This is a genomic window from Candidatus Bathyarchaeota archaeon, assembly GCA_029882535.1.
Taxonomy (GTDB): domain Archaea; phylum Thermoproteota; class Bathyarchaeia; order Bathyarchaeales; family SOJC01; genus JAOUKM01.
The window spans coordinates 67,790-90,997 of sequence record JAOUKM010000003.1; the positions used below are offsets into that span (position 1 = coordinate 67,790).

The 23,208-nt window shown below is 44.7% G+C and carries 23 protein-coding genes; 12 read left to right on the forward strand and 11 right to left on the reverse strand.

The genetic code is table 11. The features are described from left to right. Positions 1-68: 68 nt before the first annotated feature. On the reverse strand, positions 69-1,316 hold the full coding sequence (locus tag OEX01_01970; protein MDH5447755.1) for a hypothetical protein: 1,248 nt from the start codon (positions 1,314-1,316) through the stop codon (positions 69-71). 200 nt (positions 1,317-1,516) lie between these two features. On the opposite strand from OEX01_01970, the gene OEX01_01975 reads away from it, so the two are divergent. Continuing rightward, positions 1,517-2,275, forward strand: a complete 759-nt coding sequence (locus OEX01_01975) for a hypothetical protein (GenBank protein ID MDH5447756.1) — start codon at positions 1,517-1,519, stop codon at positions 2,273-2,275. A 57-nt stretch (positions 2,276-2,332) separates the two neighbouring features. Here the strand turns inward: OEX01_01975 and OEX01_01980 are convergent, their stop codons facing one another. From OEX01_01980 to OEX01_01990, 3 genes are all read right to left on the reverse strand, one after another. Next, positions 2,333-3,658 carry a hypothetical protein gene (locus tag OEX01_01980; protein MDH5447757.1) on the reverse strand — a complete coding sequence of 442 codons (1,326 nt, stop codon included), beginning with the start codon at positions 3,656-3,658 and terminating at the stop codon, positions 2,333-2,335. Beyond that, positions 3,633-4,715, reverse strand: coding sequence for a flippase-like domain-containing protein (locus tag OEX01_01985; protein MDH5447758.1), 1,083 nt, complete (start codon positions 4,713-4,715; stop codon positions 3,633-3,635). Before OEX01_01985 ends, OEX01_01980 begins: the two co-directional genes overlap by 26 nt. A gap of 96 nt (positions 4,716-4,811) precedes the next feature. Next, positions 4,812-6,437, reverse strand: a complete 1,626-nt coding sequence (locus OEX01_01990) for a CTP synthase (protein MDH5447759.1) — start codon at positions 6,435-6,437, stop codon at positions 4,812-4,814. Positions 6,438-6,660: 223 nt separating this feature from the next. Between OEX01_01990 and OEX01_01995 the strand changes: the two genes are divergently transcribed. Then, positions 6,661-7,545: a GNAT family N-acetyltransferase gene (locus tag OEX01_01995; protein ID MDH5447760.1), complete on the forward strand. Its 885-nt coding sequence runs from the start codon at positions 6,661-6,663 to the stop codon at positions 7,543-7,545. 18 nt (positions 7,546-7,563) lie between these two features. Here the strand turns inward: OEX01_01995 and OEX01_02000 are convergent, their stop codons facing one another. From OEX01_02000 to OEX01_02020, 5 genes are all read right to left on the reverse strand, one after another. Further along, a complete protein-coding gene (locus OEX01_02000) occupies positions 7,564-7,851 on the reverse strand; it encodes a MoaD family protein (protein MDH5447761.1) in 288 nt (95 codons plus the stop codon). A gap of 269 nt (positions 7,852-8,120) precedes the next feature. Further along, the gene (gcvPB, locus tag OEX01_02005; protein MDH5447762.1) at positions 8,121-9,650 is read right to left on the reverse strand and encodes an aminomethyl-transferring glycine dehydrogenase subunit GcvPB; all 1,530 of its coding nucleotides are present in this window, start codon (positions 9,648-9,650) and stop codon (positions 8,121-8,123) included. Next, positions 9,650-11,050 (reverse strand): aminomethyl-transferring glycine dehydrogenase subunit GcvPA, encoded by a 1,401-nt coding sequence (gene gcvPA, locus OEX01_02010; protein ID MDH5447763.1) that lies wholly within the window; start codon positions 11,048-11,050, stop codon positions 9,650-9,652. Before gcvPA ends, gcvPB begins: the two co-directional genes overlap by 1 nt. A 48-nt stretch (positions 11,051-11,098) precedes the next feature. Further along, the gene (locus OEX01_02015; protein MDH5447764.1) at positions 11,099-11,866 is read right to left on the reverse strand and encodes a nucleoside phosphorylase; all 768 of its coding nucleotides are present in this window, start codon (positions 11,864-11,866) and stop codon (positions 11,099-11,101) included. Between the two features lie 15 nt (positions 11,867-11,881). Next, on the reverse strand, positions 11,882-12,394 hold the full coding sequence (locus tag OEX01_02020; protein ID MDH5447765.1) for a cob(I)yrinic acid a,c-diamide adenosyltransferase: 513 nt from the start codon (positions 12,392-12,394) through the stop codon (positions 11,882-11,884). A gap of 100 nt (positions 12,395-12,494) precedes the next feature. Here OEX01_02020 and OEX01_02025 point away from each other — a divergent pair, with 100 nt between their 5' ends. The 9 genes from OEX01_02025 to OEX01_02065 all read left to right on the forward strand — a co-directional run bounded on the left by OEX01_02025 (position 12,495) and on the right by OEX01_02065 (position 20,397). Continuing rightward, positions 12,495-12,902, forward strand: a complete 408-nt coding sequence (locus tag OEX01_02025; GenBank protein ID MDH5447766.1) for a translation initiation factor IF-2 subunit beta — start codon at positions 12,495-12,497, stop codon at positions 12,900-12,902. 21 nt (positions 12,903-12,923) lie between these two features. Beyond that, on the forward strand, positions 12,924-13,220 hold the full coding sequence (locus OEX01_02030; GenBank protein MDH5447767.1) for a DUF424 family protein: 297 nt from the start codon (positions 12,924-12,926) through the stop codon (positions 13,218-13,220). Between the two features lie 67 nt (positions 13,221-13,287). Then, entirely contained in the window at positions 13,288-13,593 is a 306-nt protein-coding gene (eif1A, locus tag OEX01_02035) for a translation initiation factor eIF-1A (protein ID MDH5447768.1), read from the forward strand. 15 nt (positions 13,594-13,608) lie between these two features. Beyond that, positions 13,609-14,406: a serine protein kinase RIO gene (locus OEX01_02040; protein MDH5447769.1), complete on the forward strand. Its 798-nt coding sequence runs from the start codon at positions 13,609-13,611 to the stop codon at positions 14,404-14,406. Next, a complete protein-coding gene (locus OEX01_02045) occupies positions 14,393-14,974 on the forward strand; it encodes a KH domain-containing protein (GenBank protein MDH5447770.1) in 582 nt (193 codons plus the stop codon). Before OEX01_02040 ends, OEX01_02045 begins: the two co-directional genes overlap by 14 nt. Before the next feature lie 162 nt (positions 14,975-15,136). Further along, positions 15,137-16,666, forward strand: coding sequence for a DNA topoisomerase VI subunit B (locus tag OEX01_02050; protein MDH5447771.1), 1,530 nt, complete (start codon positions 15,137-15,139; stop codon positions 16,664-16,666). Beyond that, a complete protein-coding gene (locus OEX01_02055) occupies positions 16,641-17,738 on the forward strand; it encodes a DNA topoisomerase IV subunit A (GenBank protein MDH5447772.1) in 1,098 nt (365 codons plus the stop codon). Before OEX01_02050 ends, OEX01_02055 begins: the two co-directional genes overlap by 26 nt. Before the next feature lie 77 nt (positions 17,739-17,815). Beyond that, positions 17,816-18,010, forward strand: a complete 195-nt coding sequence (locus OEX01_02060; GenBank protein ID MDH5447773.1) for a hypothetical protein — start codon at positions 17,816-17,818, stop codon at positions 18,008-18,010. A 176-nt stretch (positions 18,011-18,186) separates the two neighbouring features. Beyond that, entirely contained in the window at positions 18,187-20,397 is a 2,211-nt protein-coding gene (locus tag OEX01_02065; protein MDH5447774.1) for an elongation factor EF-2, read from the forward strand. Positions 20,398-20,422: 25 nt separating this feature from the next. Here the strand turns inward: OEX01_02065 and OEX01_02070 are convergent, their stop codons facing one another. Beyond that, the gene (locus OEX01_02070) at positions 20,423-21,304 is read right to left on the reverse strand and encodes a radical SAM protein (protein MDH5447775.1); all 882 of its coding nucleotides are present in this window, start codon (positions 21,302-21,304) and stop codon (positions 20,423-20,425) included. A 145-nt stretch (positions 21,305-21,449) separates the two neighbouring features. On the opposite strand from OEX01_02070, the gene OEX01_02075 reads away from it, so the two are divergent. Beyond that, complete coding sequence (locus OEX01_02075) at positions 21,450-22,454, forward strand: aminopeptidase (GenBank protein ID MDH5447776.1); 1,005 nt, start codon at positions 21,450-21,452, stop codon at positions 22,452-22,454. 98 nt (positions 22,455-22,552) lie between these two features. On the opposite strand, the gene OEX01_02080 is transcribed toward OEX01_02075, so the two are convergent. Continuing rightward, entirely contained in the window at positions 22,553-23,200 is a 648-nt protein-coding gene (locus OEX01_02080) for a hypothetical protein (GenBank protein MDH5447777.1), read from the reverse strand. Positions 23,201-23,208: the final 8 nt, after the last annotated feature.

Below are 23,208 nucleotides of genomic sequence, written 5' to 3' on the forward strand. Positions count from 1 at the left end.
CTCAAGTATGTAATATAATGCTTGAGCAGTAGAGTTAATGTTTCTGGGTAAAAGTGCTCAAAAACTGGTCACGAAAGCTTATCCACTTTCTGCGGTGTTTTTGCGAAGGTCACTCCTCGCTCGGTTTCTAAGCTTTCAGTGTACTGCACTTCACCATAAACGTTGCAGCCTGACTCCAGCCTTATCCTTTCTCCATACAAGTTTCTGGCTTTCGCATCTCTTTCCAACGTTATTATCTTAGCATAAACGTCTTCGACCTGTGCTCTTCTGCTTACCACCGCCTCATCAGCTTTCATAGGTCCTCTAACTTTGCCTCTTCTTCCAATGCGTACATAGGACGCGCTAACGCCTTCAACAGTCTCGATAGAGCCGCCTACAGAAGCCCTTTTGCTGGCAGTGGCTTTTCTTGCACATAACCGACCGCCCACATCTATGTCTTGAGCAATCAGTTCTTTATCTATATCTGCTACCCCGCCCACATCGAGCTTTTCAGAAAGCTTCATGTCGCCGCCAACTTTTACTTTTCCGCCCACGTCAATGTTCGTTCCTTCAGCGGATCCAGAAATAGCAATAACTCCGCCTACATCTATGTCACCAAACTTCAAGTCTCCTTCAACTTTACAAGAGCCGCCTACATCTATGTCGCCGCCGCGGCTTTTTCCAGCAAGTTTCACTGCACCCCCAACATTTATCTTCCCGAATTCCAGTGAGTCTTTTGAGACAAAACTGCCGCCAACATCCACGCAGTCAATTTTACCGCCGTTAACCTCCACTTTTCCGCCCACGTCAATTTCTTCTATAATGACCTTTGACTCAATTTTTACCGAGCCGCCGACGTCGATGCCTTCAGCTTTTACCTCGCCTTCAGCCTTGAAACTGCCGCCAACGTCTATTTCTCGAGCAATTGTGGCGCCGTCTACTTTGAGGCTGCCGCCAACGTCCACTTCATCAACTTCAAAGTCTTTCTTCACTACTAAGCTTCTATCTACATTCACCCTTTTAGCAGTCATGTTCCCGAAAACAACTAAGCATCCATCCTCAATGTTAACTCGATTTCTAATTCCAAGATCTCCTTCAACCGTAACTTCGTCTTCGCGCGATTTCCATCCAATGTGCATACATCCACGCGCATCCAAGTTTTCCGCGGAGAGGCTGCATTCGAAGACGCAGCCGCCTTCGACATATACGGTCCCTGAAACAGCGACTTTCGGAGGAGTGCCCTCACCTTTTACTACTGCATGACTTCCAACTTCTAAATCGCCCTCAACAATGTTCAATGTAACAGTGCTTCTTGGAGAGACAACGTTTTCTGGCATATTATTTTCACCTAAATATAGAAAGCGAATTGGTGAGTATAAAAGGCAACGCACATGTAGGATACACGTCTTGTAGTCACAATTTGTGACTATAAAGAGATACTACAATTTGAATCCGAGGTTTTTCACACGCGTACGAGAGAGCATAAGCTATAAATAATCGCGAAAAGCTATCTAAGGTCATCAGGTGGGATAATATATTGCCAAAAAAAGTTGGTACAGGAGTTCCAGGACTCGACAAACTAGTTGACGGTGGTTTTCCTGAAGGCAGGGTCATTTTGGTTATTGGAGGACCAGGCACGGGAAAAACCATTATGTGCGGTCAATTTTTATACAAAGGAATCTATGAAAATCAAGAAAATGGAATTTTCGTCAGCCTAGACGAAAGTAAAGATCACCTCTACTCTGAAATGCAGCAATTTGGATGGAATTTTCGGAAGGCAGAGGAAGAAAGGAAATTTTCTTTCATAGATGCCACGCGAATTTCACGGGTAGCTATGCTGAAAGAGACGCTGTACAAGGAAGAGACTCGGAGCTTACGGGGCAAGCAACTATCCATTGATGGACTAGTCGAGGATTTGCAAGCAAAAACCTCTGCGATTAATGCGAAAAGAGTTGTGGTGGACACGTTTGCAGCACTCACCTATCGATTTCCAGATCCTATCGAAAGAAGGACTGCAGTTGTGGATTTGATTGAATCGCTGGCAGATTTGGGAGTTACAAGCCTTGTGACCACTGAACTAGGGTACTTGGGCCTTGAACGTAATGCCGTAGAAGAAGAATTCTTGGTTCACGGCGTTATCATGATGCAAACTCTGTTTTCAGAAGCGACTACAACGAGAGCGATACAAGTTGAAAAGATGAGAGAAGCCAGGGTCAACCCAAGTCTTGTGCCATATTCAATAGGTCAGAACGGTATTGAGGTCTTTCCCAACATGCCGTTATTTGGGAAAAAATAGGTCCATAAATACTCAGAGATTAACTGGTTTAGACCTTATAGCTATCTTTTTTTCCTCTTATATCTGTAGTCTCTTTTTTATCAGAGACATTTCGCTTTCTAGGTATTTTTGATTGTACATTTTTTTGATTCTTAGATTTTTTTCTAGACCCTTTTTGGTTCTCTTCTCGTAGATTGTGATTTCTCCTTCGAAAAGATCTAGAATTGCTTGAACTTCCTCTGGAGGATGCATCTGGGGATTCATTACTGTTAGTGTGGTGAAACTTTTTGATCTTAACTCTGGAATAAGTCCGGTTAGCCATCTTCTGGTTTGAACGGCGTGGTGCTGTAGCAAAACGTCTGAGATGATTTCTATGCAAGCCCTTCTTGGTCCCCTTAGCGAAGCGTCCAATTTGCGGAAAGCCGAGGTCAAAGCGATGTTAATGTCTGTTAGGTTTTCGACGCCTTTCAGTTTGAATACGTTAGGTAAGCTTTCGATGATCGTGTCCGCTTGGGGATTGCATACGAAGAGGTAGAATGTTGACTGAAACTCTTCTGCTAAATTTTTTACTCCACTCGCTTCTATAGTAACGTAAAACGTAACTTGCCCCTCTTTCACTCCCGCTTCAAGAAACCTCTTAATTAGCAAATCCCTTTCATCACAGGAGATTGAAGTTAATATAACAGCATAATTTTCAGGTATCCCTCCAAGAAGTAAGCTATCAAGGTCTCTATATCCCGTGCTAACACGACCAGCAACACTTTCTAAAATGCTAATTGTTACAGGTTCGGGCTCACAGAACAATTGCCGCCCAGCTCCATCCACATAAGTAATTTTTGGTTTTATTGAAAATGTGCCTTTGTCCATAGACCTTAGGGTAAGTCGGATTTCTTCGGTTCTGAGGAGGTCGAGTTTTTTCCTTTTCATGTCAAGATATGCGTCTTCCAAGTGACAGTAATCGGGTTTTGCAACTAACTCGAAACCTGCAGGGAGAAATTTCTCAACTTTGGTCAGGAAGGCTGGTGCATTTCCTACATTAATCAGCTCTATTTCTAAGTTTACGTCTTCGCCAACTTTTGCCTCCTTCGCCCTAAGAGTCAGTTTTGCTTGTATGCGTGCCTGCGCGGGCAAGATTTTCTCATCCAGAGCCGCAAAAAGCTTACGCATCTGTTTGAAAGTTTCTAAATATTCTAGGCCGCGTTTTGTAATCCTGTAAATTTTAGAATCATCAACACTCTCCTCCTTGACAAAACCTCTTGAAGCAAGAAAAGCCAACGATTTTTTAGCCCTGTCAACTGGCAAGTTTGCGCCGTAAGAGGCTCTGGTTAACCGACAGTAGCCTCTCCTTGCAACGATTTCTAACAAATCTGCGTATATTTCATACTTTGTCCTTCGTTTTGCCAAAAACTCCACTTTCCATCAAACTTTTAATCCCGAACCATTGGACTGCTACTAATCCTATAAAGAAGCTTAACCACACAGTTAAAATTCTTGTGAGAACTGTGGCAGCGGCACTAATGTCGGGTGGCATTCCAAATAGAATAAACAGCGTTGTTATGATTATGTCGGGTAGTCCTATTTCCGCTGGAACGCCTAGGGGAATTGATTTTATCGCAACCAAAAGAGTGTAGACAACAGCTACTTTCAGCAAAAGAACTGGTATATTTGGCTCCAAGTAACCTATTGAAACAAAAACTAGGAAAACAATTGCAATGCTGAAAAACCACGACAAAACATTAAAGAAAATTGCAGGAACAAGCTTGGTTGGTTTAGAGCCAAAAGTTCTTAAAGACTCGTAGAAGGCTCTTAAAGCGTCAATTATCTTAGTTTGAAGATGTTCAAGCTTGAAGCGCCCACTAGATACACGTTCCACGAAACGCATAATGGCGATGACTAAGCGCTCCGTCCATTTTTCCTTGACGCAAACTGCCACTAGAAACCCAAAAGCAACCACGCTTAAGATAGTCATTAATATTAGGATTTGAAGCATCAAACCTGACATTGGATAATTAAGAGTTAACAGCCCCAGAAAACCTATGAAAAGAGTTGCAGTAGTTGTAATGGTGCCTAACATTCGTTGGCTGACAAGAGAAGCGACTACTTTTCCAGAACTACTGTTTGGTTCTTTCGACATAAGATAAGCTTTAGCTATCTCTCCGCTAACAGACTCTGCTGGGACAAGAAGGTCTGCAAAGACACCGATCCACACATATGCAAAAACCTTCTTCAAAGGAGTCTTTACTGACAAAGGAAGCAAAAGGTGTTGCCAAGATAAAGCGAAAAGGAATGTTGCCAAGATAAGGGCTAATGCAGCGAGAGAATAAATTAACATATTTGCACGTTGAATTATACTTATCATTTCTGGAATGTTAACAAACAACACCAAGTAAAGAATGAAGATCAGGAGACCAATTGCGATAAAGGGAATGGTTCTCAGCAGTATTCTATGTTTTTCGTTCATCTAACACGGCATCCGACACGAAGAATAGAGGCACGGGCTTCCTCCACATATTACATTGCCAAACATTCCGTTATTCCTCCATACTTCAAACATGCTTTAAAGCTTAACTTTAGCCCTTCCAAGTTTTCTATCCAAACAAGCTTTCACGAAGCCATAATATTCCGGGTCAGGTTTTGCAGGGCGGCTTTTGAACTCTCCATGAAATTGGGATGCAAAAAAGAAGAATTTTTCCGGCAGTTCTAAAATTTCCATTCTTTTACCGTCAACGCTTCTGCCTGAAAAAATTAAACCATGCTTCTCCAGCGTAGGTCTATGTTCGGGGTTGACTTCGTATCTGTGGCGGTGGCGTTCGTAAATCTCTTCAGATTGGTATAGAGAATAAGCAAGGGTTTCCTTTTTAACCAGTATTTTGTGAGCGCCAAGCCGCATTGTAGCTCCTTTCGTTTTTACTCCATGCTGTTCTGGCATTAGGTCAATCACAGGGAAACGGGTGGATGGATTGATTTCAGCGCTATTCGCGTCTTCAAGTCCGCACACGTGTCTAGCGAACTCTACAACTGCCAGTTGGAAACCGTAGCATATTCCTAAAAACGGTATGTTATTCTCTCTTGCAAGCTGGATGGCGGCGATTTTGCCTTCAGCGCCTCTTGGACCGAAGCCATACGGGACGAATATACCGTCATAATTTTGGAGTGCTCCAAGTTTCTCAGGGTGCTCTTCGAATCTCTCGGCTTCCACATAGTCCACAGACACGCTGGTTTGACATTTTGCACCTGCATGCTTAAACGCTTCATTCATGCTTACATAACTGTCCGTCAAGCCAGCATATTTTCCAACTAGCACAATTTTGATTTCGTAACGCGGCTTTAAAACGGCGTTGACAAAATTTTTCCATTCGCCCCATTTGGGCTTTTTTGTAGAAATGTGGAGACGGTTTTGAATGAAATCTCCCATTCCCTGATCATCTAAGATCAGTGGAACTTCGTAAATAGACTGGACATTATAGGAGCAGAAAACGGCATTTTCAGGTATAGTTCCGAAAAGAGCGATTTTTTGCCGTGCTTCGGCGTCAATCATTTTTTTTGACCGCGCCACAATCGTGTCTGGTTGTATACCGATGCGGCGAAGTTCGTTTACGCTGTGCTGTAATGGTTTAGTTTTCATTTCACCCGTAACATCAAGTATTGGAACCAACGCCACGTGGATGTAAAGAGTGTTTTTGTATCCTTCTTCAAGGCGCATCTGCCTTATGGCTTCAAGGAAAGGTAAGCCTTCTATGTCGCCCACGGTGCCGCCACACTCGGTTAACACAACGTCCACCCCAGGCTTTTTAGCCACGTATCGAATTCGCCGTTTAATTTCATTTGTAACATGGGGCACTATTTGGACACAATGACCAAGATAGTCGCCTTTTCGTTCCTTTTTGATTACCGTCTGATAAACCATGCCTGTTGTAACGTTGTTGTTCATAGTCAGGTTTAGGTCTAAGAATCTTTCATACCATCCTAGATCGAGGTCGGTTTCTCCCCCATCATCCGTGACGTAAACTTCGCCGTGCATATATGGGTTCATAGTGCCTGCGTCAACGTTCACATATGGATCAACTTTATTAACCGTGACTTTGACGCCTCTTGTTTGAAGCATCTTACCCACCGAAGATGTTACGATGCCTTTACCTACCGAAGAAAGCACGCCGCCTGTGATAAAAACATATTTCACCATACTTCTGCGGCCTCGCAATAACAAAAGCATACGCAAAACTTAGCATTTAAACCCTTTGTGCCACGAAAAACAACATTAGCAACTTCCATTTACACGAGTGTATAGGTTTTCCCAAAAAGTGATAATAATATTCTGTTCCGATTATTATCTAGGAGACACACACCATAGAAATCTCCAATCTTAAATACAGCGAAACTATCTTTCTTCAAATGTGCCTTCAACCATGCAAAACAAGCTCACCATACGCCCCGCCCAACAAAGCGACAGAGAAGCAGTCTTCAAGTTCTGCGAACATACCTTCGACTGGGGTGACTACGTCCCCAACGTCTGGGATGTGTGGCTAAAAGAAAAACAAGCCCAACTCTTCACAGCCACTCTGGACAACAAACCTGTAGGCATAATGTGCGTCTCCATACGAAAACCTGGCGAAGCATGGCTACAAGCAGCCAGAACCGACCCAAACTACAGACGCAGAGGAGTCGCCACCGCACTAACAAACGCCTGCCTAGAATGGGCTGAAAACAAAGGAAGCGAAACAGCGAGGCTATCAACAGACTCAGATAACTATGCAGCCCAAAAGGTACTAGAGGCACTAGGCTTCACCCAAGTCTCTGATTTTCTAATTATGAAATGTGAAAAACTGAGAGTTGAAGAAACCGAAAACTCCAGATGGGCAAAAAAAGGCGATTTGGAAAAAATGTGGAGTTTCCTCACAAGTTCTGAAGTATTCAAAAAGTCTGCAGGCTTGTACACAGTAATGTTTACGTGGGCATCACTGAATAAACAAACCCTCGCCAGATTCATCGCCGACAAAAAAGCCATAGTGCAAGACAACAACAAAGCTATCGGTGGCTTAGTGCTAATAGATGAAACCATAAAAGATGTGTGGCAAGAAAAACCATTCCAAACATGCTACATCGATGGTGACCGCCAAGTCATCGTAGACATAATGAAATTCTTCAAAACCTACTCTTACAAAAAAGGAATCATGAATGTTTACGCTTTTGCATGTAACACTCCCACAATCGCTGCTGCTCTCACAGAAGCTGGTTTCAGCCGTGAAGAAACTGAAACAGAGCTAATTTATCAGAAGAAACTGATCCCGTAAGTAGCAATAGTCAAAGGGTTAGCCACCACCTATGGGTGGAACAATTGCTACTTGGTCTCCTTCCTTCAACCGCGTCTCTAGCTCTTCCAACAAGCCCACACGTTTCCCATTAACGAGTAGCTGCAAATGCTCCTCCACTCTTTCCTCCTCATCGTACAAGTAGTCTTTGAACGCTTTCCCGTGCCGCCTCACTAATTCTCCTAGTACATCTTTGACAGTCACAACTCCTACACCGAACTCCAGAGTCTCTTCGCCTTTTCCAGCTAACTCGCGCAAAGTTGTAAACATCCGCACAGAAACTCTCACGGCCCAACTCCCTTTGCAGTAATTATGCGTAGAATCTAAAATAAACCCTTCTCAAGGAAGTCAAAACTTAACTATTGCTGACACCTCTAGATATATTCTGGGGAAACTAATAAAATACAAAGTAACTGCAAAATGGCCTTCTCGACTTCTCCTTTCTCCCCCCCTTCCCCCAATCTCTAAAGCTTAGCTTCATGTTGCATATTCCAACCACCGGAAGATTGTCTCTTTACAGTGTTTTTCGGATAATCTCTGCGCAGTGACTCGACTTGTCATTTGGCTGTTTTCTCAGTATACATTTTCCAGCTCACCGCCATGGTTCTTGGATGCGAGGCTTTCACTTCGTCCAACCGCGTTATGGCAGTGTTTTGGGGCGCCTTCAAAACTAGCTCTGGGTTGAATTTTGCTTCTTCGGCAATCTTCCACATGACACTAACGAAGCGGTCAAGTTCCTCTTTCTCGAAAGATTCAGTCGGTTCAATCATCAAAGCCTCTTCCACAATCAACGGAAAATAACTTGTGGGTGCATGAATCCCATAGTCGAGGAGACGCTTAGAAACGTCTATGGCTCTTACGCCTTTCTCTTTCCGAAGAGGGTTTGTGCTGAATACACACTCGTGTTTTCTCGGTCTTTTTGCACCGTAAGGCAGCTCATACGCACCGATTTCCCTTATCTTCTTGACTAGGTAGTTGGCGTTTAACACTGAAATCTCTGCAGCTTCCTTTAATCCTTCGGCGCCTAAGCTGAGTATGTAAGCGTATGCTCTAAGAAGAACTGCCACGTTTCCGTAGAAGCTTCTGATTTTGCCGACGCTGTGGGGTCTGTCGTAGCTTAAGTGATAGCTTTCGCTGTCGAAGACTATTCGTGGAACGGGAAGAAACTTTTCCAACTCTTCAGATACACCTACCGGTCCTGCACCCGGTCCTCCTCCACCATGAGGCGTGCCAAAAGTTTTGTGAATGTTGATGTGGACTATGTCAAAGCCCATGTCGCCAGGTCTAGCCTTGCCGAGGATGGCGTTGAGGTTTGCACCGTCGTAGTAGAGCAGTCCGCCAGCGTTGTGAACTGTGTCTGCTATTTCTTCTATGTTTTCTTCAAAGATTCCTAACGTGTTTGGGTTGGTGAGCATCAGGCCTGCTGTTCGGTTTGAAACTGCCGTTTTTAGGGCGTCAATGTCTATACATCCAGTTTTATCAGATGGCACAATTATTACATTGAAGCCCCCCATTGTGGCACTTGCAGGGTTGGTTCCATGTGCAGAGTCAGGCACTATGAGCTCTGTCCGGTTGGAGAGATTTCCGTTAAGCTTGTGATAAGCTCGCATTATGAGTGCGCCTAAAAATTCGCCATGCGCTCCTGCCGCAGGTTGGAGGGAAACTTGGTAGGTGCCTGTGATTTCAGCCAGCCACTCGCTTAGAGTGTAGAGAATTTCTAGCATGCCTTGCACGGTTTTCTCGTCTTGGTAAGGATGAAGCTGCGTCAAAGAGGACAAACTAGCTAAGAGGTCGTTGATCTTTGGGTTGTATTTCATCGTGCAACTTCCAAGAGGATAAAGCCCCAAATCCACACCATAGTTCATCTGAGAAAGCCTCGTGAAGTGACGAACAACTTCAACCTCCGACAGCTCAGGCAGTTCTGGAAGTGATTGGCGACGTACTTTCTCAGGTAGCAAGGCTTGTACATCGCCCACTATTTGCCTAATAGATTCATCAACTTTAGGCATGATGTATCCTCTTCGACCACCGTGTCCAAGCTCAAAGACAACATGTTCGTTCCAGCGAGCCTGCCTAAACTCTGCCATCAGCTTTCACCTCGCCACAAAATTTCTTCCAAACCATCTGCCAGACCATCGATGTCCGTTTTTGAATGCACCTCTGTGACACAGTAGAGCGCCGTTTCACCAAGCTCTGGAAACTCTTTTGAAATGTCCTTTCCGCCATGAACATTACGTTTTGAAAGTCTTTCATGTACTTCGCCAACACGCCTATTGACAAAGTTTACTGTGAACTCTTGAAAGTGGCAAGATTGAAAAACAGGCGTTCTGACTCCTTCAATCTCTGATAAACGCTTCATCGTGTAATGCGACTTGAGCATAATAGCCTCGCCCAGCTCTTTCAAACCATTGGGTCCAAGTAGTGCTAAGTAAACCGCAGAAGCCGCAGCACATAGAGACTCATTAGTGCAGACGTTAGATGTGGCTTTTTGCCGCCGAATATGCTGCTCTCGCGTCTGAAGCACCATACAAAATCCCTTACTGCTCCCATCTTGAGTGGTTGTCATACCAATAATCCGCCCAGGCATCTGCCGAATCACAGACATGTCACCTCGACAAGCAAAAACCCCGAGCAAAGGACCACCGAAATTCATGGGATTCCCAAGAGGTTGACCCTCCCCAATAACGATCTCCGCACCATAATCTCCAGGCGGTTTCAAAATCCCAAGCGAAGTGGGGTCAACGCCAACGACAAACAAGGCTCCATGTTCATGAGCAATTTTTGCAGCTTCCTCGCCTCTTGTTTCAATAAATCCCAAGTATGAAGGGTTTTCAATGTAAACGGCTGCGGTCTTATCGGAAATCTTTGCCTTCAAGTCTTCTAGGCATAACTGTCCCGTTGCCTTTTCATAATCAACTTTGCGAACATGCATCCCTGCCGGCTCAATGTACGTCGCCAAGGTGGCATAGCGTTCAGGATGAATAATCTTAGGAACGAGAACTTCTCGGCGACCCGTTAAGCGCATAGCCATTCGTGCAGCCTCTCCTAAAGCAGATGCCCAATCGTATAAAGAACTGTTAGCCACGTCCATGCCTGTTAGTTCGCATATCATGCTTTGATATTCGAAAAGCAGTTGAAGCATGCCTTGGGAGATCTCTGGTTGATAGGGCGTGTAGGAGGTTAGGAGTTCTGTACGTTGAATGATGTTTTCAACCACTGCAGGCACATAGTGCGGCCAACATCCGGCGCCTAAAAAGACAGGCATGTCTTGACTAGTTTTGTTCCTAGCCAACAGCGACTCTACGTGGCGTTTGACTTCATATTCAGATATGGGACAGGGCAGGTTCAATCTGTGTTTCAGCATAAATCGTTCTGGGACGTCTTTGTACAGTGCATTGATGTTTTCTATGCCAATTTCTTTCATCATAGCCCTTTTGATTTCTGGCTTCGAGTTTGGAATATAAGGATGTGTATAGGATTCGACCAAGACTATACACCAGCGAGTAAGAAATAAAGGATTCTCAGAACTATATCTTTAAGCTTTTGAAACAGCCTCTACAACCACCCTCAACAGGGTCTCTGCGTTGTTCAAAACTCGCTTTTCGTTGAAAGCTGGTTGCCATCCAGACTCGGTTAGAAGGTCAGAGATTACATTTGCAGAAGCTATTTCCACGCCTCGATATTTTGCCACGGCATAGAGAGCAGAGGTTTCCATGTTAACCGCTAAGACACCCATTTTCCGAAACTTTGCCATTTTGCTTCTTGTCTCTCTATATACGCCGTCAGTGGTCAAAACTGCTCCTACCTGATGGTTTACACGGCTCTTGTTTAAAGCCTCAATCAGACGCCTCTTCAAAATAGGAGAAGCCGCCAACCTTCGTAGGTTTGGAAAATATTGATGCGTGGTGCCTTCGTCGCATACTGCCTCAATAGCAACAACGATATCTCCGGGTTTCAAGAAAGGTTGTATTCCACCTGAAATTCCCACTTCGAAAATCTTTCTGGCACCGCACGCAATCAACTCTTCGAATCCCATTGCTGCAGCTGGAGAACCGACGAAATTCGTTACTGCGACGATTTTGACATTGTTAAAAGAACCGATATGCATACGTAAGCGGTCGCCATACCACCACCATTCAGCGGGTTTGCCATCAATGAGCTGATTGACAAAGTCAAAGTGGCGGCGTTGATAGACAATAATCATTCGTGGAGGTATCTGAAACGTTTCTACACCTACGCTTCTTGCAGAAGCTACGTGTCGCAAGAAGCCTTGAGGGGTAAGAATAGGTGTATCATCTTCCATAACTTGGCTCTCTCTTCAATACTGGATACCCTTCGTAGAAATTGGCTCTTCCGGATATTTAATGTCCAAAATTTCGTTGACAAAATCCGCTCTATCAAAAAGCTCCCTCGGCGCAAACCGCCCAGTCAAAACAACATCTGTCTTTTTCGGCGTACTGTCGAGAGAAGCGATAACCTCTTCCACATCTAAGAGCTTACAATAAACCGCCAAGTTAATTTCATCTAGGACAAGCAGGTGTGGCTTCTTTTCCTCAACAATTTTCTTGGCGAAAGCAAGTCCCTCCTTTGCCAGCTTTCGGTCTCTCTCATCCAGATTGTCTAACCCATGCCACCCCTCACGACCGAACTGGTAGATTTCATAGTACGGTTTAAGCATGTTCCTTATCTTATATTCGCCTGTGTTTTTCCACCATTTCAAAAACTGAATTATAACAACAGTGTGGCAGTGGCCTACTGAGCGTAAAGCTAAGCCTAGAGCGTTAGCCGTTTTTCCGCCTCCGGTTCCCGTATAAAGATAGACATAACCCATAGAACACACCTTCCAAACTAAAGCTATTGAACTCATATTGTTAAAAGCTTTTAAACTTCGCTTTCTTCTCCTTAAGCACCGAACATGGAGGCGTCGACTAATGAAAAGCTACAAAGAACTCCTAAAACGTGCTCAATCCCAACTCCCACAAGAAAAAGGCACAGGTGAACGCTTCGAAGTTCCCAGAGTGCGCTCCTCAGTAATTGGCATGCGCACATACATCCATAACTTCAAGGAAATTGCTGACGCGTTAAATCGAGACCCGCGGCACCTGATGAAGTTTTTAACAAATGAGATGGCGACGGCTGGCACCTTGGAAGAGACACGTGCCACGTTTCAGGGCAAGTTCCCCCACAACACGCTTGAACGCTTAGTGAGGATTTACACTGAAAGCTTTGTCGTATGTCCCGTCTGTAAACGCCCAGACACAAAAGTCGTGAAAGAGAAACGTCTCTTCTTTTTAGTATGCGAGGCATGCGGCGCAAAATCATCCGTCAAAGCTATCTAGGCTCATAGAAGCGGAAAACTCTTGGACGTTTACATAAACCTGCGAAGATGTGGCAAACGCGTCCTCCTAGCGATGTGCGACACCGACATGCTAGGCAAAACTTTGAAAGAGGGAAAAATAGTCTTTCGCATCCAAGAAAAATTCTACAAAGGCTCTCTAGTCAGCCTAGAAGAAGCCATAGACCTGATCCAACAGTCAACTATAGTTAACATGGTTGGACGAAAGATTGTGAAAAGGGCTATAAAAAAGGGCTTGGTGCATCCTGATGCAGTTATTGAGATTGAGGGTGTTCCTCACGCTCAAATCGTGAAGTTGTAGATGGAATATATTATAAGGAACACTTACGTCTTTAAGGAACGATACAGAGCCTTTTTGAGGTGGCTGTTTGGGTAAAAAGAAGGTCTTAAGTGAAGAGGCACTTAGCAGGGTGGTTATGCCTGCTCCAGGCGACGTGTTAGGCATAGCTGTAAAACTCTTGGGTTTTGATCGAGTTTTAGTGAAATGTCAAGATGGGTATGAACGTCTCTGTCGTATACGAGGAAAAATGAAAAGGCGAGTTTGGATTAGACAAGGTGATGTTGTTTTGGTTTCACCGTGGGATTTTCAAAGCGACAAGAGAGGCGATATTTTTTGGCGCTACACTAGAGCGCAGGCGGAGATGCTTCGCAAAAAGGGTCTTTTAACCATTTAAGCGAGGAAAGTTTTGGTGGCTTATCGAGAACGGGTGGATAAAAGACTCAGACAAAAAGAGGAAAAATATGAAACAGAACAATTGTTGAAGGAAAAAAGAAGTGAAGAATACGAGGTTTTGGAAGAAGTTTTCGACAAGTCCACCCTCATGACCATTTATGAGTTCTTAAACAAAGGCGTAATAGACGAAATTCACGGCGTAGTAAAAGCTGGAAAGGAGGCAAGAATTTACTGGGGAAAAGATCGAGATGGAAAAGAGTTGGCTATAAAGATTTATTTAACAATCGCAGCGGAGTTCAAAAAAGGCAAACTCAAATACCTTGAAGGCGACCCAAGATTTAAGCACATGAGACGCGACACCCGTTCGCTGGTTTTTGCGTGGGCGCTGAAGGAGTTCAAAAATCTGCATTTGGCTCTAAAGGCAAAAGTTAGGGTTCCTAAACCTGTTGCGATAAGAAAAAACGTGTTGGTTATGCGGTTTGTCGGCAAAGATGGTAATCCCGCTCCAGAACTGAAAGAATTGACTCCTAAAAACCCTGAATTCATCTACAACCAGCTCTTGGAGTATATTAGACGACTTTATCAACGAGCAGAACTGGTTCATGGCGACATAAGTGAGTACAACGTAATGGTTTGGAGGGGCAAGCCAGTGCTTTTCGACATGGCGCAAGCTGTGCTTCTTTCCCACCCCTTGGCGACCACGTTTCTCAAACGCGATCTGCAAAACCTTAATAGGCATTTTAAAAAGCTAGGGGTAGATGTTTTATCGACTGATGAGATGTACAGGAAAGTTACAGAACATGGCGAGACCTAGCACTTTTGTGAAAATTCCGAAAAGCCGTATAGGTGTTCTTATAGGCCCGAATGCTTCTACAAAAGAGCTAATTGAAAAGAAACTGGGAATATGTCTTGGTATTGACAGTGAAAGCGGCGATGTCAGCATCATTCTTGCACCTGAGACAATTGATCCTTCAACACTTTTTAGGGCAAAAGAGATCGTTTTAGCTATCGGTAGAGGTTTCTCTCCGGAGAAAGCTGGAAGGCTTCTAGATGAGAAGGAGGCTATGTTGATGGTTATTGATTTGAGAGACTTTGTCGGGAAGTCGGAGTCTGATATTAAGCGGTTAAGTGGGAGGATTATTGGCAGGGAGGGGAAGACTAGGCGACTTATTGAGGAGCTGACGGATACTTATGTGTCGGTTTATGGTCACACAATCAGCATCATCGGCGCTATTGAAGAGGCTGAAATCGCTCGGCAGGCCATTGAGATGTTTATTCGTGGACGTTTACATACTTCGGTGTACAGGTTTCTACATGCAAAAAGGAGAGAGTTAAAGAAAAAGAAGATGGAGCTATGGAAGAAGCCCTACGAGACAGCTTGAAGTGCAAAGCGTCTGTATATGTGCTTCTTTGGTTCTATCTCGGCGGCAAACGACACAAAAACCAAAGTAGTTGCAGAAAATTGCCTTATTTGTTGTGAAAAGATATATTTCTACATGCCACAACATATACCCACTAATAGGTGAAAAAGTGGAGAAAGCGGGATGGTAAGTCAGGTATTCGAGGAAATCAGCCCAGCCGACTTCTTCTATCGTAATCGCGACATAGCAGGCTTCACTAACCCATCTCGTGCTATATTCGCCTCCATAAGAGAGCTCGTGGAAAACTCTCTAGACGCCGCAGAACTGGCAAAGGTTCCTCCAGAAATCTACGTCCGTTTAACTTACGGCGAAGGTGGCTCAGAGACAGGAGTTTACAGGTTGAGAGTTGAAGATAATGGCTCAGGAATAACCTCGCGCCACATTCCTTCAGCCTTCGGACAAGTGCTCTTCGGCTCAAAATACAAGTTAAAACAGTCTCGAGGAACCTTTGGACTAGGCGGCACAATGGCAGTTCTGTATGGACAAATTACCACTCACAAACCAGCCCACATAGTCTCAAGCACAGGCTCCACGAAAGTCTACGAGTATAGCATAATGATTGACATTCAAAGAAACAAGCCGATAATTCTAGAACGCAAAGTTTTGATAAATAAGGAACAGTGGCATGGAACAATTGTAGAGTTTCATCTCGAAGGCGACTATTTCCGCGCTATGCCAAAAATCTTGGAATACTTGAAACAAACGGCACTTGTAAATCCCTACGCCAACATAACCTTCGTCGACCCAAAAGGACGCCTATACAAATTCACACGCGTAACAACGAAAATGCCTCCTCCACCCAAAGAAACATTACCCCACCCATATGGGGTGGATGTGGAAACGGTTAAACGCCTCATACAAATGACACCTCGTCGAAAAATGTTAGATTTTTTGAGAACCCACTTTCACAGAGTAAGCGAAAACGTAGCCCACAAATTTCTTGAATTCGCTGTCATTCCAAAAACAAAAAACCCGAAAAAGCTGGGGCCCCAAGAAATCGTGAAACTTGTGCAGATGATGAAGCACTTCGAAGAGTTTCGACCGCCAAGCGCAAGTTGCCTCTCACCTCTTGGGGAAGAATTGTTGAGAGCTGGAATTTTGAAGGAGCTGAAACCAGAATTTATCGCGGTTTGCCAACGCAAACCTTCCACTTACGCAGGTCACCCTTTCATCGTAGAAACGGCAATAGCCTACGGGGGAGACATTTCAAAAAAAGGAGAGTTCGTACTCTACCGTTTTGCCAATCGTATTCCTCTTCTTTACGACGAAGCCAGCGACGTTTCGTTCCGCGTCATCAAAGCCATGAACTGGCGTAGATACAAGGTCTCGCAGGACATGCCCATTGTCGTGCTGGTTCACATTTGCAGCACCAAAATTCCGTACAAGACTGTGGGCAAAGAGTTTATTGCCGATAGACCTGAGGTTAAGAGGGAGGTCTTAAACGGTGTACGAGAGGCAGCACGGAAACTTCAACGTTTTCTGTCAAAGCGTGAACACGTGGAGAAGGAGAAGAGGCGGCTAAGTGTTTTCTCCAAGTATCTGCCAAAGATTGCCGAGTTTTCTACAGAACTAGCTGGTATGGAAAGAGAGCCTGACATTAGAAAGTTGTTAGAGAGTGTGAACAGGATTGGAGGAAAAGAAACAAGAAAATAACGTTTCAGCAGTGGAGAAGAAAAAGGAAACAGTATCATACTTGGAAAAGCTTGGTGAAACGCTTTATCGCCAGATGGAGCAAGGTGAGTTTCCGTGGATTAAGATGCCCAGCCGTTCCACAGAGAATATTTGCTACAGTCCCGAGCTTCGGCAATACATCCTAGGAGAAAGAAGAGTCAAGCGGAGTGCTCGAAACATCCGTCACATCCGCCCTTTCACCCAGCTTGTTTGGACAGCCTTCTTCGCCCATAAACTCTCAACTCAACGCAAAACCTCAACCCTTCGAGACGTTTACTATTCAGCCCAAGCCTACAACATGTCCTTCAAAGACCAGTCAGAATCAGACAACATAATCACAGACTTGGAAACAACAATAGGTCTTGCCAGAGAAGACTTCAATGTTTTCCCAGAGGAACGTTCCGCCGTCTTCGGCGACTTAACAATCGAATACACCGTGCCAGGCTATGAAGGAAGACAAATGAACCTGACATCGCACCCAGACGGCTTAATGGTAGGCCCAGCATTGACATACAGCGAGTTCGTGAAAACCAGCGCAGACAAAGTAATCGCTATCGAGAAGGGCGGTTTGTTCACCCGGTTTATCGAAGAAAACGTGCACAAAAAACACAACGCGCTGCTTGTCTTGACTGCGGGGCAGGCTCCCCGAGCTACACGCCACTTTATTCGTAGACTTAACAAGGAATTGGAATTGCCAGTTTATATTTTGACAGACGGCGACCCATGGGGAATGCACATTGCCATGGTCATAATTTCAGGCTCAGCTAACGCCGCCCATCTTCGAGACTTAACGACGCCTGACGCAAAATGGAGCGGAGTTTGGGCGACGGACATAGTTGATTATAAGCTGCCGAGCGATCCCTTAACAGAAATCGACATAAAACGTCTTCACGAGCTGCAGCGAGACCCACGATACAAGGACAAGCTGTGGCAGCGAGAGATAAAGACATTCATGAAAATTCGGAAGAAAGCAGAACAGGAAGCCTTCAGCCGTTACGGTCTCACATACATCGTAGACGAGTACTTGCCAGCCAAACTAAGGGAAACAAAATAGGCATCATATACGCTTAAGAAGATTAAAATAAAACTTAGACAACCATATGTAAGCCTTAACCGCAAAGGTGTTATGACGTGAGCAGAGAAGAAGACTCGACAGGTTTCACAATCGCAGAGAAATTCTTTGCTCTATTAATAATTCTCATCGGCGCAATAGTGATCTACAACACCACTACGAGCCCCGGTTTAACATACTCCATCTTTTTCAATATTAGCGGCGTAGCCTTAATAACTCTCGGAATTTTCATGATCCTAGCAAAAACGCAATAGCTGCAAATCCCAGATTAGACAGAGCTTCTACTCGACAAAACATCAAACCTACTAGAAACCAAATAGAGCAGTCCAGTCACCACGCCAAACACACACCTCATTCATACTCAGTAAAGTTAATAGGAGACAACCATTACAACCATGTAAGCTCACAAGCAAAAAAGGAACACATAACATTGCCCAGATTCAAACAAACCAAAGACATGCTCGAACTCATGAATAAAAAAGAAAACATACGAGACATCGGCATAATCGCCCACATAGACCACGGCAAAACCACCATGACAGACAGCCTACTCACTGAAGCAGGCCTCCTAAGCCCCAAAATCGCAGGCGAAGCCCGAGCCCTCGACTACCTCGAAGAAGAACAAAAACGCGGCATCACAATAAAAACAGCCAACATAAGCCTCCTCCACGAAGAAAAAGGAACACCCTACCTCATCAACCTCATCGACACCCCAGGCCACGTAGACTTCACAGGGAAAGTCACACGCGCCTTAAGAGCCATAGACGGAGTAGTAGTAGTCATAGACGCAGTCGAAGAAGTCATGGTTCAAACCGAAACAGTCACTCGCCAAGCTCTAAACGAACGCGTAAAACCCGTACTATTCATAAACAAAGTTGACCGTCTCATCAAAGAACTCAAACTCGGCCCCAACGAAATCCAAAAAAAACTCGCCCGCATAATACGCGACTTCAACAACCTCATCGCTTTATACGGCGAAGCCGAACAAAAAGAAAACTGGAAAGTTGACCCTGCAGAAGGCACAGTCGCCTTCGGCTCAGCTCTCCACCGCTGGGGATTCACAGTTGACATTGCCCAAGAAAAGAACATCAAATTCAACGACATAATAGACGCTTACAAAAACGAAAAAGTCGAAGAACTACCCAATAAACTTCCCCTCCACAAAGCCATCCTAACAATGGTCGTAAAACATCTACCTAACCCTCTAGAAGCCCAAAAATACAGGATCCCAAAAGTTTGGAAGGGCGACATCGACTCAGAACTGGGAAAAGCAATGCTCAACGCTGACCCTAAAGGTCCCACAGTAATGTGCATCACACTAGCACAAATGGATCCCCATGCTGGACTAGTTGCAACTGGACGCATCTTCTCGGGAGTTGTAAGAGAAGGAGAACAAGTATACCTAGTAGGCACGAAAAGAAACTACCGCATACAACAAGTCTCCATGTATATGGGCGCCTTCAGAGATGTCGTCGACCAAATAGATGCAGGTAACATAGCAGCACTCCTCGGCCTCGACCAAGCAAGAGCAGGCGAAACCCTAGTCAGCATCAACCATAAAGATGGAATGGTCCCCTTTGAACGTATAAAGTACGTCTCCGAACCCGTCATCACAATTGCCATCGAACCCAAACACCCAAAAGATTTACCTCGCCTCATCGACGTTATGAACCGCCTAGCTATCGAAGATCCAAACCTCGTAACAAGCATAAACAAAGAAACCGGTGAATACTTGCTAAGCGGCATGGGCGAACTGCACCTAGAAATCGCAGTAAAGTTCCTCAAAGAATACGCAAGCGGAGACCTCGAAATAATCACATCCAAACCACTAGTGGTCTACAGAGAATCTACACTATCACCTGGAATTATTGCCATGGCAAAAAGCCCAAACAAACACAGCAAGTTTTGGATACAAGTAGAGCCGCTTGAAGAGAACATTATTCAATTGATCGAGAAGGGCGACTTGGCAGAGGAGATGGGAAGGAAGAAAATGGGCACAATTTTGAAGGAAGCAGGTTGGCCCACAGAAGAAGCGAGAAATGTATGGACATTGGAAGAACATAGGAATGTTCTGGTTGACTTGACGAAAGGAGTACAATATCTACGTGAAGTTCGAACCATGGTAATTTCAGGTTTCAGATGGGCATGTCAGAATGGGCCACTGTGCGAAGAGCCTATGAGAGGGTTAAAAGTGAAGCTTATGGACGCTTCGTTACATGAAGACCCAGTGCATAGGGGCCCGGCGCAAATCATGCCAGCTGCTCGACGCGGAATTCTAGGTTCCTTCTTGTCGTCGAAGCCTGTCATTCTTGAGCCTGTTTACAAAACTGGTGTGTCAGTACCAGCTCAATGGGTTGGTGAAGTTTCTAGTCTGATTACAAGGAAGCGGGGACGTATCGTTGCCTCGGAGCAGAAAGGCCCTTTAACGATGATCACGGGATTTATTCCAGTCGCTGAAACTTTCGGATTGTCTGCTGAAATGCGGTCGGCTACTTCAGGGCATGCTTTTTGGCAGAGTACTTTTGATCATTGGGAAAAGGCACCAGAGAGTGTTACTGCAGAGGTTATTAGAGTAACTAGGGAGAGGAGAGGCTTGTCGCCGGATGTGCCTACTGTCAGTCGGTTCATTGATAAGGCTTAAAAGCTTAACTTTCTAGAAGTAATTTTCAATGGCATTTCTTAGTAGGTCCTGTATCCAGCGAAGGTATCAGCCATGAACCATCGCAAATCGCTGAGTTAAGTTGCGGGAAGCCTTCTCTACAGCTAGACAATTTTAGTCCTTCGTTCTCGACTAGTTCCTTAACTTTTTTTATTATTCCTTGTCTCATCTGTTTTGGAAGATAAAAGCTTCGCCCTATTCGTTCTCCTTTCTCGAAGTATAAGGGTTGTAACGATTTAGCTAGGGAAGGAAAGGCGTGAGTAAACCTTTTCCAGTTGTCATGCTTGACTTTATATGTGCTGCATGTGATGTGGGAGACTCTAATTGAAGCCAGTTTTTTGATGAGTTTTTCTGGGTTGTCATTAATAAAGGGGATTATGGGGTCAATGCGAGCGGATACTGGAATGTTTTCTTGAACTAGTTTTTTTAACGTTTTTAATCGTTTTGAGGGTGGTGGAGCAAAGGGTTCGAGGGATTTTGCGGTTTTGTCGTTTTCTGTTGTTATGGTTATGGAGACCATGCTGGGTGTTTTTTGGAGTATATCAATGTCTCTTGTTACGAGGGGGGATTTTGTCACTAGTTGAAGTTTACAATTGTGTTTTGAAAGAATGTGGAGGCATGTTCTTGTTAGACCTAAAGTTTTTTCCATTGGGGGATAGGGGTCGCTGGAGTTAGCGATGGAAATGAGTTCGCCGTTTAGTTTGGTTGCTTCTTTTTTGAGTTTTGGAATTAGGTTTTTCTTTGGTCTGCAGTGGGAGAAGTTGGGTATGTAGGAGCTGGCGTAGCAATATGTGCATTGGTGGGGGCAGCCTGTGTATGGGTTTAGGGTTAGTTTTGTTGGGCAGGTGCATAGTTTTGATTTCCAGGGGTCGAAAAGTGTGAGTGTCATGGGTGTGCTTCGTTTTAGAGGGGTGTGTTGTGGTTTTTAAGGGTGTGTGTTCTCCGCGCAGAGACTAGACTATTTGGTTCCAAATATGTGTTGTAGTTTAAAGTTTATTTTGTTGGTTGCTGTATTAGGGAGTGTGGTGGTTTGTTTGCGTGGTTGGGAAGCTGCTAGGAATGCTTTTGGGTGTGTTTTTGGGGCTGTGACTGGTGAGCGGGTTGTGGTTTTTTGTGATGATGTGAAGGTTGAGGTTGGAAGGGCGTTTGCTGAGGGTGCTTTGGCTTTGGGGCTTTGGACGAGGTTTATAGTCTTAAAAACTGGTGGAGGGTTTAGGAGGGAGGTTCCTAGGCATCTTTTGGAGGTTTTGAGTGGACAGAAGCCTGATTTGTACGTGAATTTGTTGCGGGGGGTTGGGGAGGAGGTGCCGTTTCGGATTAAGCTTATTCATTTGGAGACGAGGGGGGGGAGAGTTCGTTTGGGTCATTGTCCTGGTGTGAGTTTGCGGATGCTTACTGATGGGGCGTTGGCGTTGTCTGCTGAGGAGCATAGGAGTATGCAGGGTTTCGCTGGTAGGCTTATGAGGGAGTTGGGGCAGCCTGCAGGGGTTGAGGTTGTGTCTCCTTCGGGTACTGATGTTTCGTTTAGTGTTGTGGGGAGGGAGTTTTTTACTGATACGGTTGTTGATTGGAAGTCGTTGAGGTGGATGAATTTGCCGACTGGGGAGGTTATTGTGGCGCCTGTTGAGGATTCTTTGGAGGGTAGGCTTGTGTGTGATGTGGCTGTTGGGGGGGTTGGTCGTTTGAAGAGTCCTGTTGAGCTTATGGTGGAGAAGGGTGAGGTGGTAGGCACGGTTTCGGAGGACAAAGAGGCACTTAAGCAGGTTAGGAGTGCTTTGGGTACGGATGAATGGGCTAAGGTGGTGGGCGAGTTTGCGTTTGGGGTTAATCCGAAGGCTAAGTCGTTGGAGGAGTTTTTGGAGGCTGAGAAGATTCTTGGGACTATTCATACTGCGTTTGGGCATAATACGGATATGCCGGGTGGAAGGAATGTTTCGAGTAATCACATGGATTTTCTTGTTTCTAAGCCAACAGTGAAGGTTACGGGAAAAGATGGAGAAACGAAGATAGTTTTGAGAGATGGGAAGTTCGAAATTTAGGCTAGTATTTCTGGTTGTTTCCATTCTGAGTATGCCGTATATGTGGGCGTCTGTCCATTGGATTTTGAAAAAAATTAAGGATGGTGTAAGATTTGTATTTAGACTGCAGGTTGCGGTATTACTCTTGCTTTTCTGTTGAGGATTATGAGAAACATCATTATCACTGCGAAAATTATGGCGGTAACACCTAAGAGATACATTATATTTATTGTGGTGGTGTTAATTGCTTGTAGTTCCTGTATTTGTTCCTGTAATTGGTCGTTGGTTGCTTGTTGGTCTTCAAATTGCTGTTTGTAAGGTGATTCTATGTAGAGTGTTGGTTGGTAGGTTGGGTGTTCTGACGAGAACCATGTTTCAGAGTTGTTATTCCATTGTTCGGTTTTGGCTTTTACGAGGAGGGTTGTGTAGCCTGGAGCGATGTTGTTTGGTAGTGTGAAGGGGAGATTGAGGGTTTCTGTTTGGCCTTGTTGGATTTCTACGGGAAGGTCTGTGGTGCGGTAGTAGAAGGTTTGGATGTAGGCAGTTCCTCCTTCGTAGTAGTAGTCTATGTGGGCGGTTAGTTCGGTGACTCTGATTTTGTCGTCTTTGTCGTTGTATATGGTTACTGATGTGTAGCCTGTTTCGCCTTGGTTGTAGGCGGTTTTGTTGAAGGTGCATGTGGTGATTTCGGCGGCTTGTACGATTAGAGGGATGAATGTTAAAAGAGCTAGAGGTATTATCATGATTAGTAGTTGTTTCTTATTCAATTTTGTCA

Excerpts from the sequence above, each read along its gene's own strand:
- OEX01_02015 (MDH5447764.1), bottom strand. The coding sequence starts at position 11,866 with ATGGAAGATGATACACCTATTCTTACCCCTCAAGGCTTCTTGCGACAC.
- OEX01_02020 (MDH5447765.1), bottom strand. The coding sequence starts at position 12,394 with ATGGGTTATGTCTATCTTTATACGGGAACCGGAGGCGGAAAAACGGCT.
- gcvPB (MDH5447762.1), bottom strand. The coding sequence starts at position 9,650 with ATGGCAGAGTTTAGGCAGGCTCGCTGGAACGAACATGTTGTCTTTGAG.
- OEX01_02025 (MDH5447766.1), top strand. The coding sequence starts at position 12,495 with ATGAAAAGCTACAAAGAACTCCTAAAACGTGCTCAATCCCAACTCCCA.
- OEX01_01995 (MDH5447760.1), top strand. The coding sequence starts at position 6,661 with ATGCAAAACAAGCTCACCATACGCCCCGCCCAACAAAGCGACAGAGAA.
- OEX01_02050 (MDH5447771.1), top strand. The coding sequence starts at position 15,137 with ATGGTAAGTCAGGTATTCGAGGAAATCAGCCCAGCCGACTTCTTCTAT.
- OEX01_01985 (MDH5447758.1), bottom strand. The coding sequence starts at position 4,715 with ATGAACGAAAAACATAGAATACTGCTGAGAACCATTCCCTTTATCGCA.
- OEX01_02045 (MDH5447770.1), top strand. The coding sequence starts at position 14,393 with ATGGCGAGACCTAGCACTTTTGTGAAAATTCCGAAAAGCCGTATAGGT.
- OEX01_01970 (MDH5447755.1), bottom strand. The coding sequence starts at position 1,316 with ATGCCAGAAAACGTTGTCTCTCCAAGAAGCACTGTTACATTGAACATT.
- OEX01_01990 (MDH5447759.1), bottom strand. The coding sequence starts at position 6,437 with ATGGTGAAATATGTTTTTATCACAGGCGGCGTGCTTTCTTCGGTAGGT.
- OEX01_02070 (MDH5447775.1), bottom strand. The coding sequence starts at position 21,304 with ATGACACTCACACTTTTCGACCCCTGGAAATCAAAACTATGCACCTGC.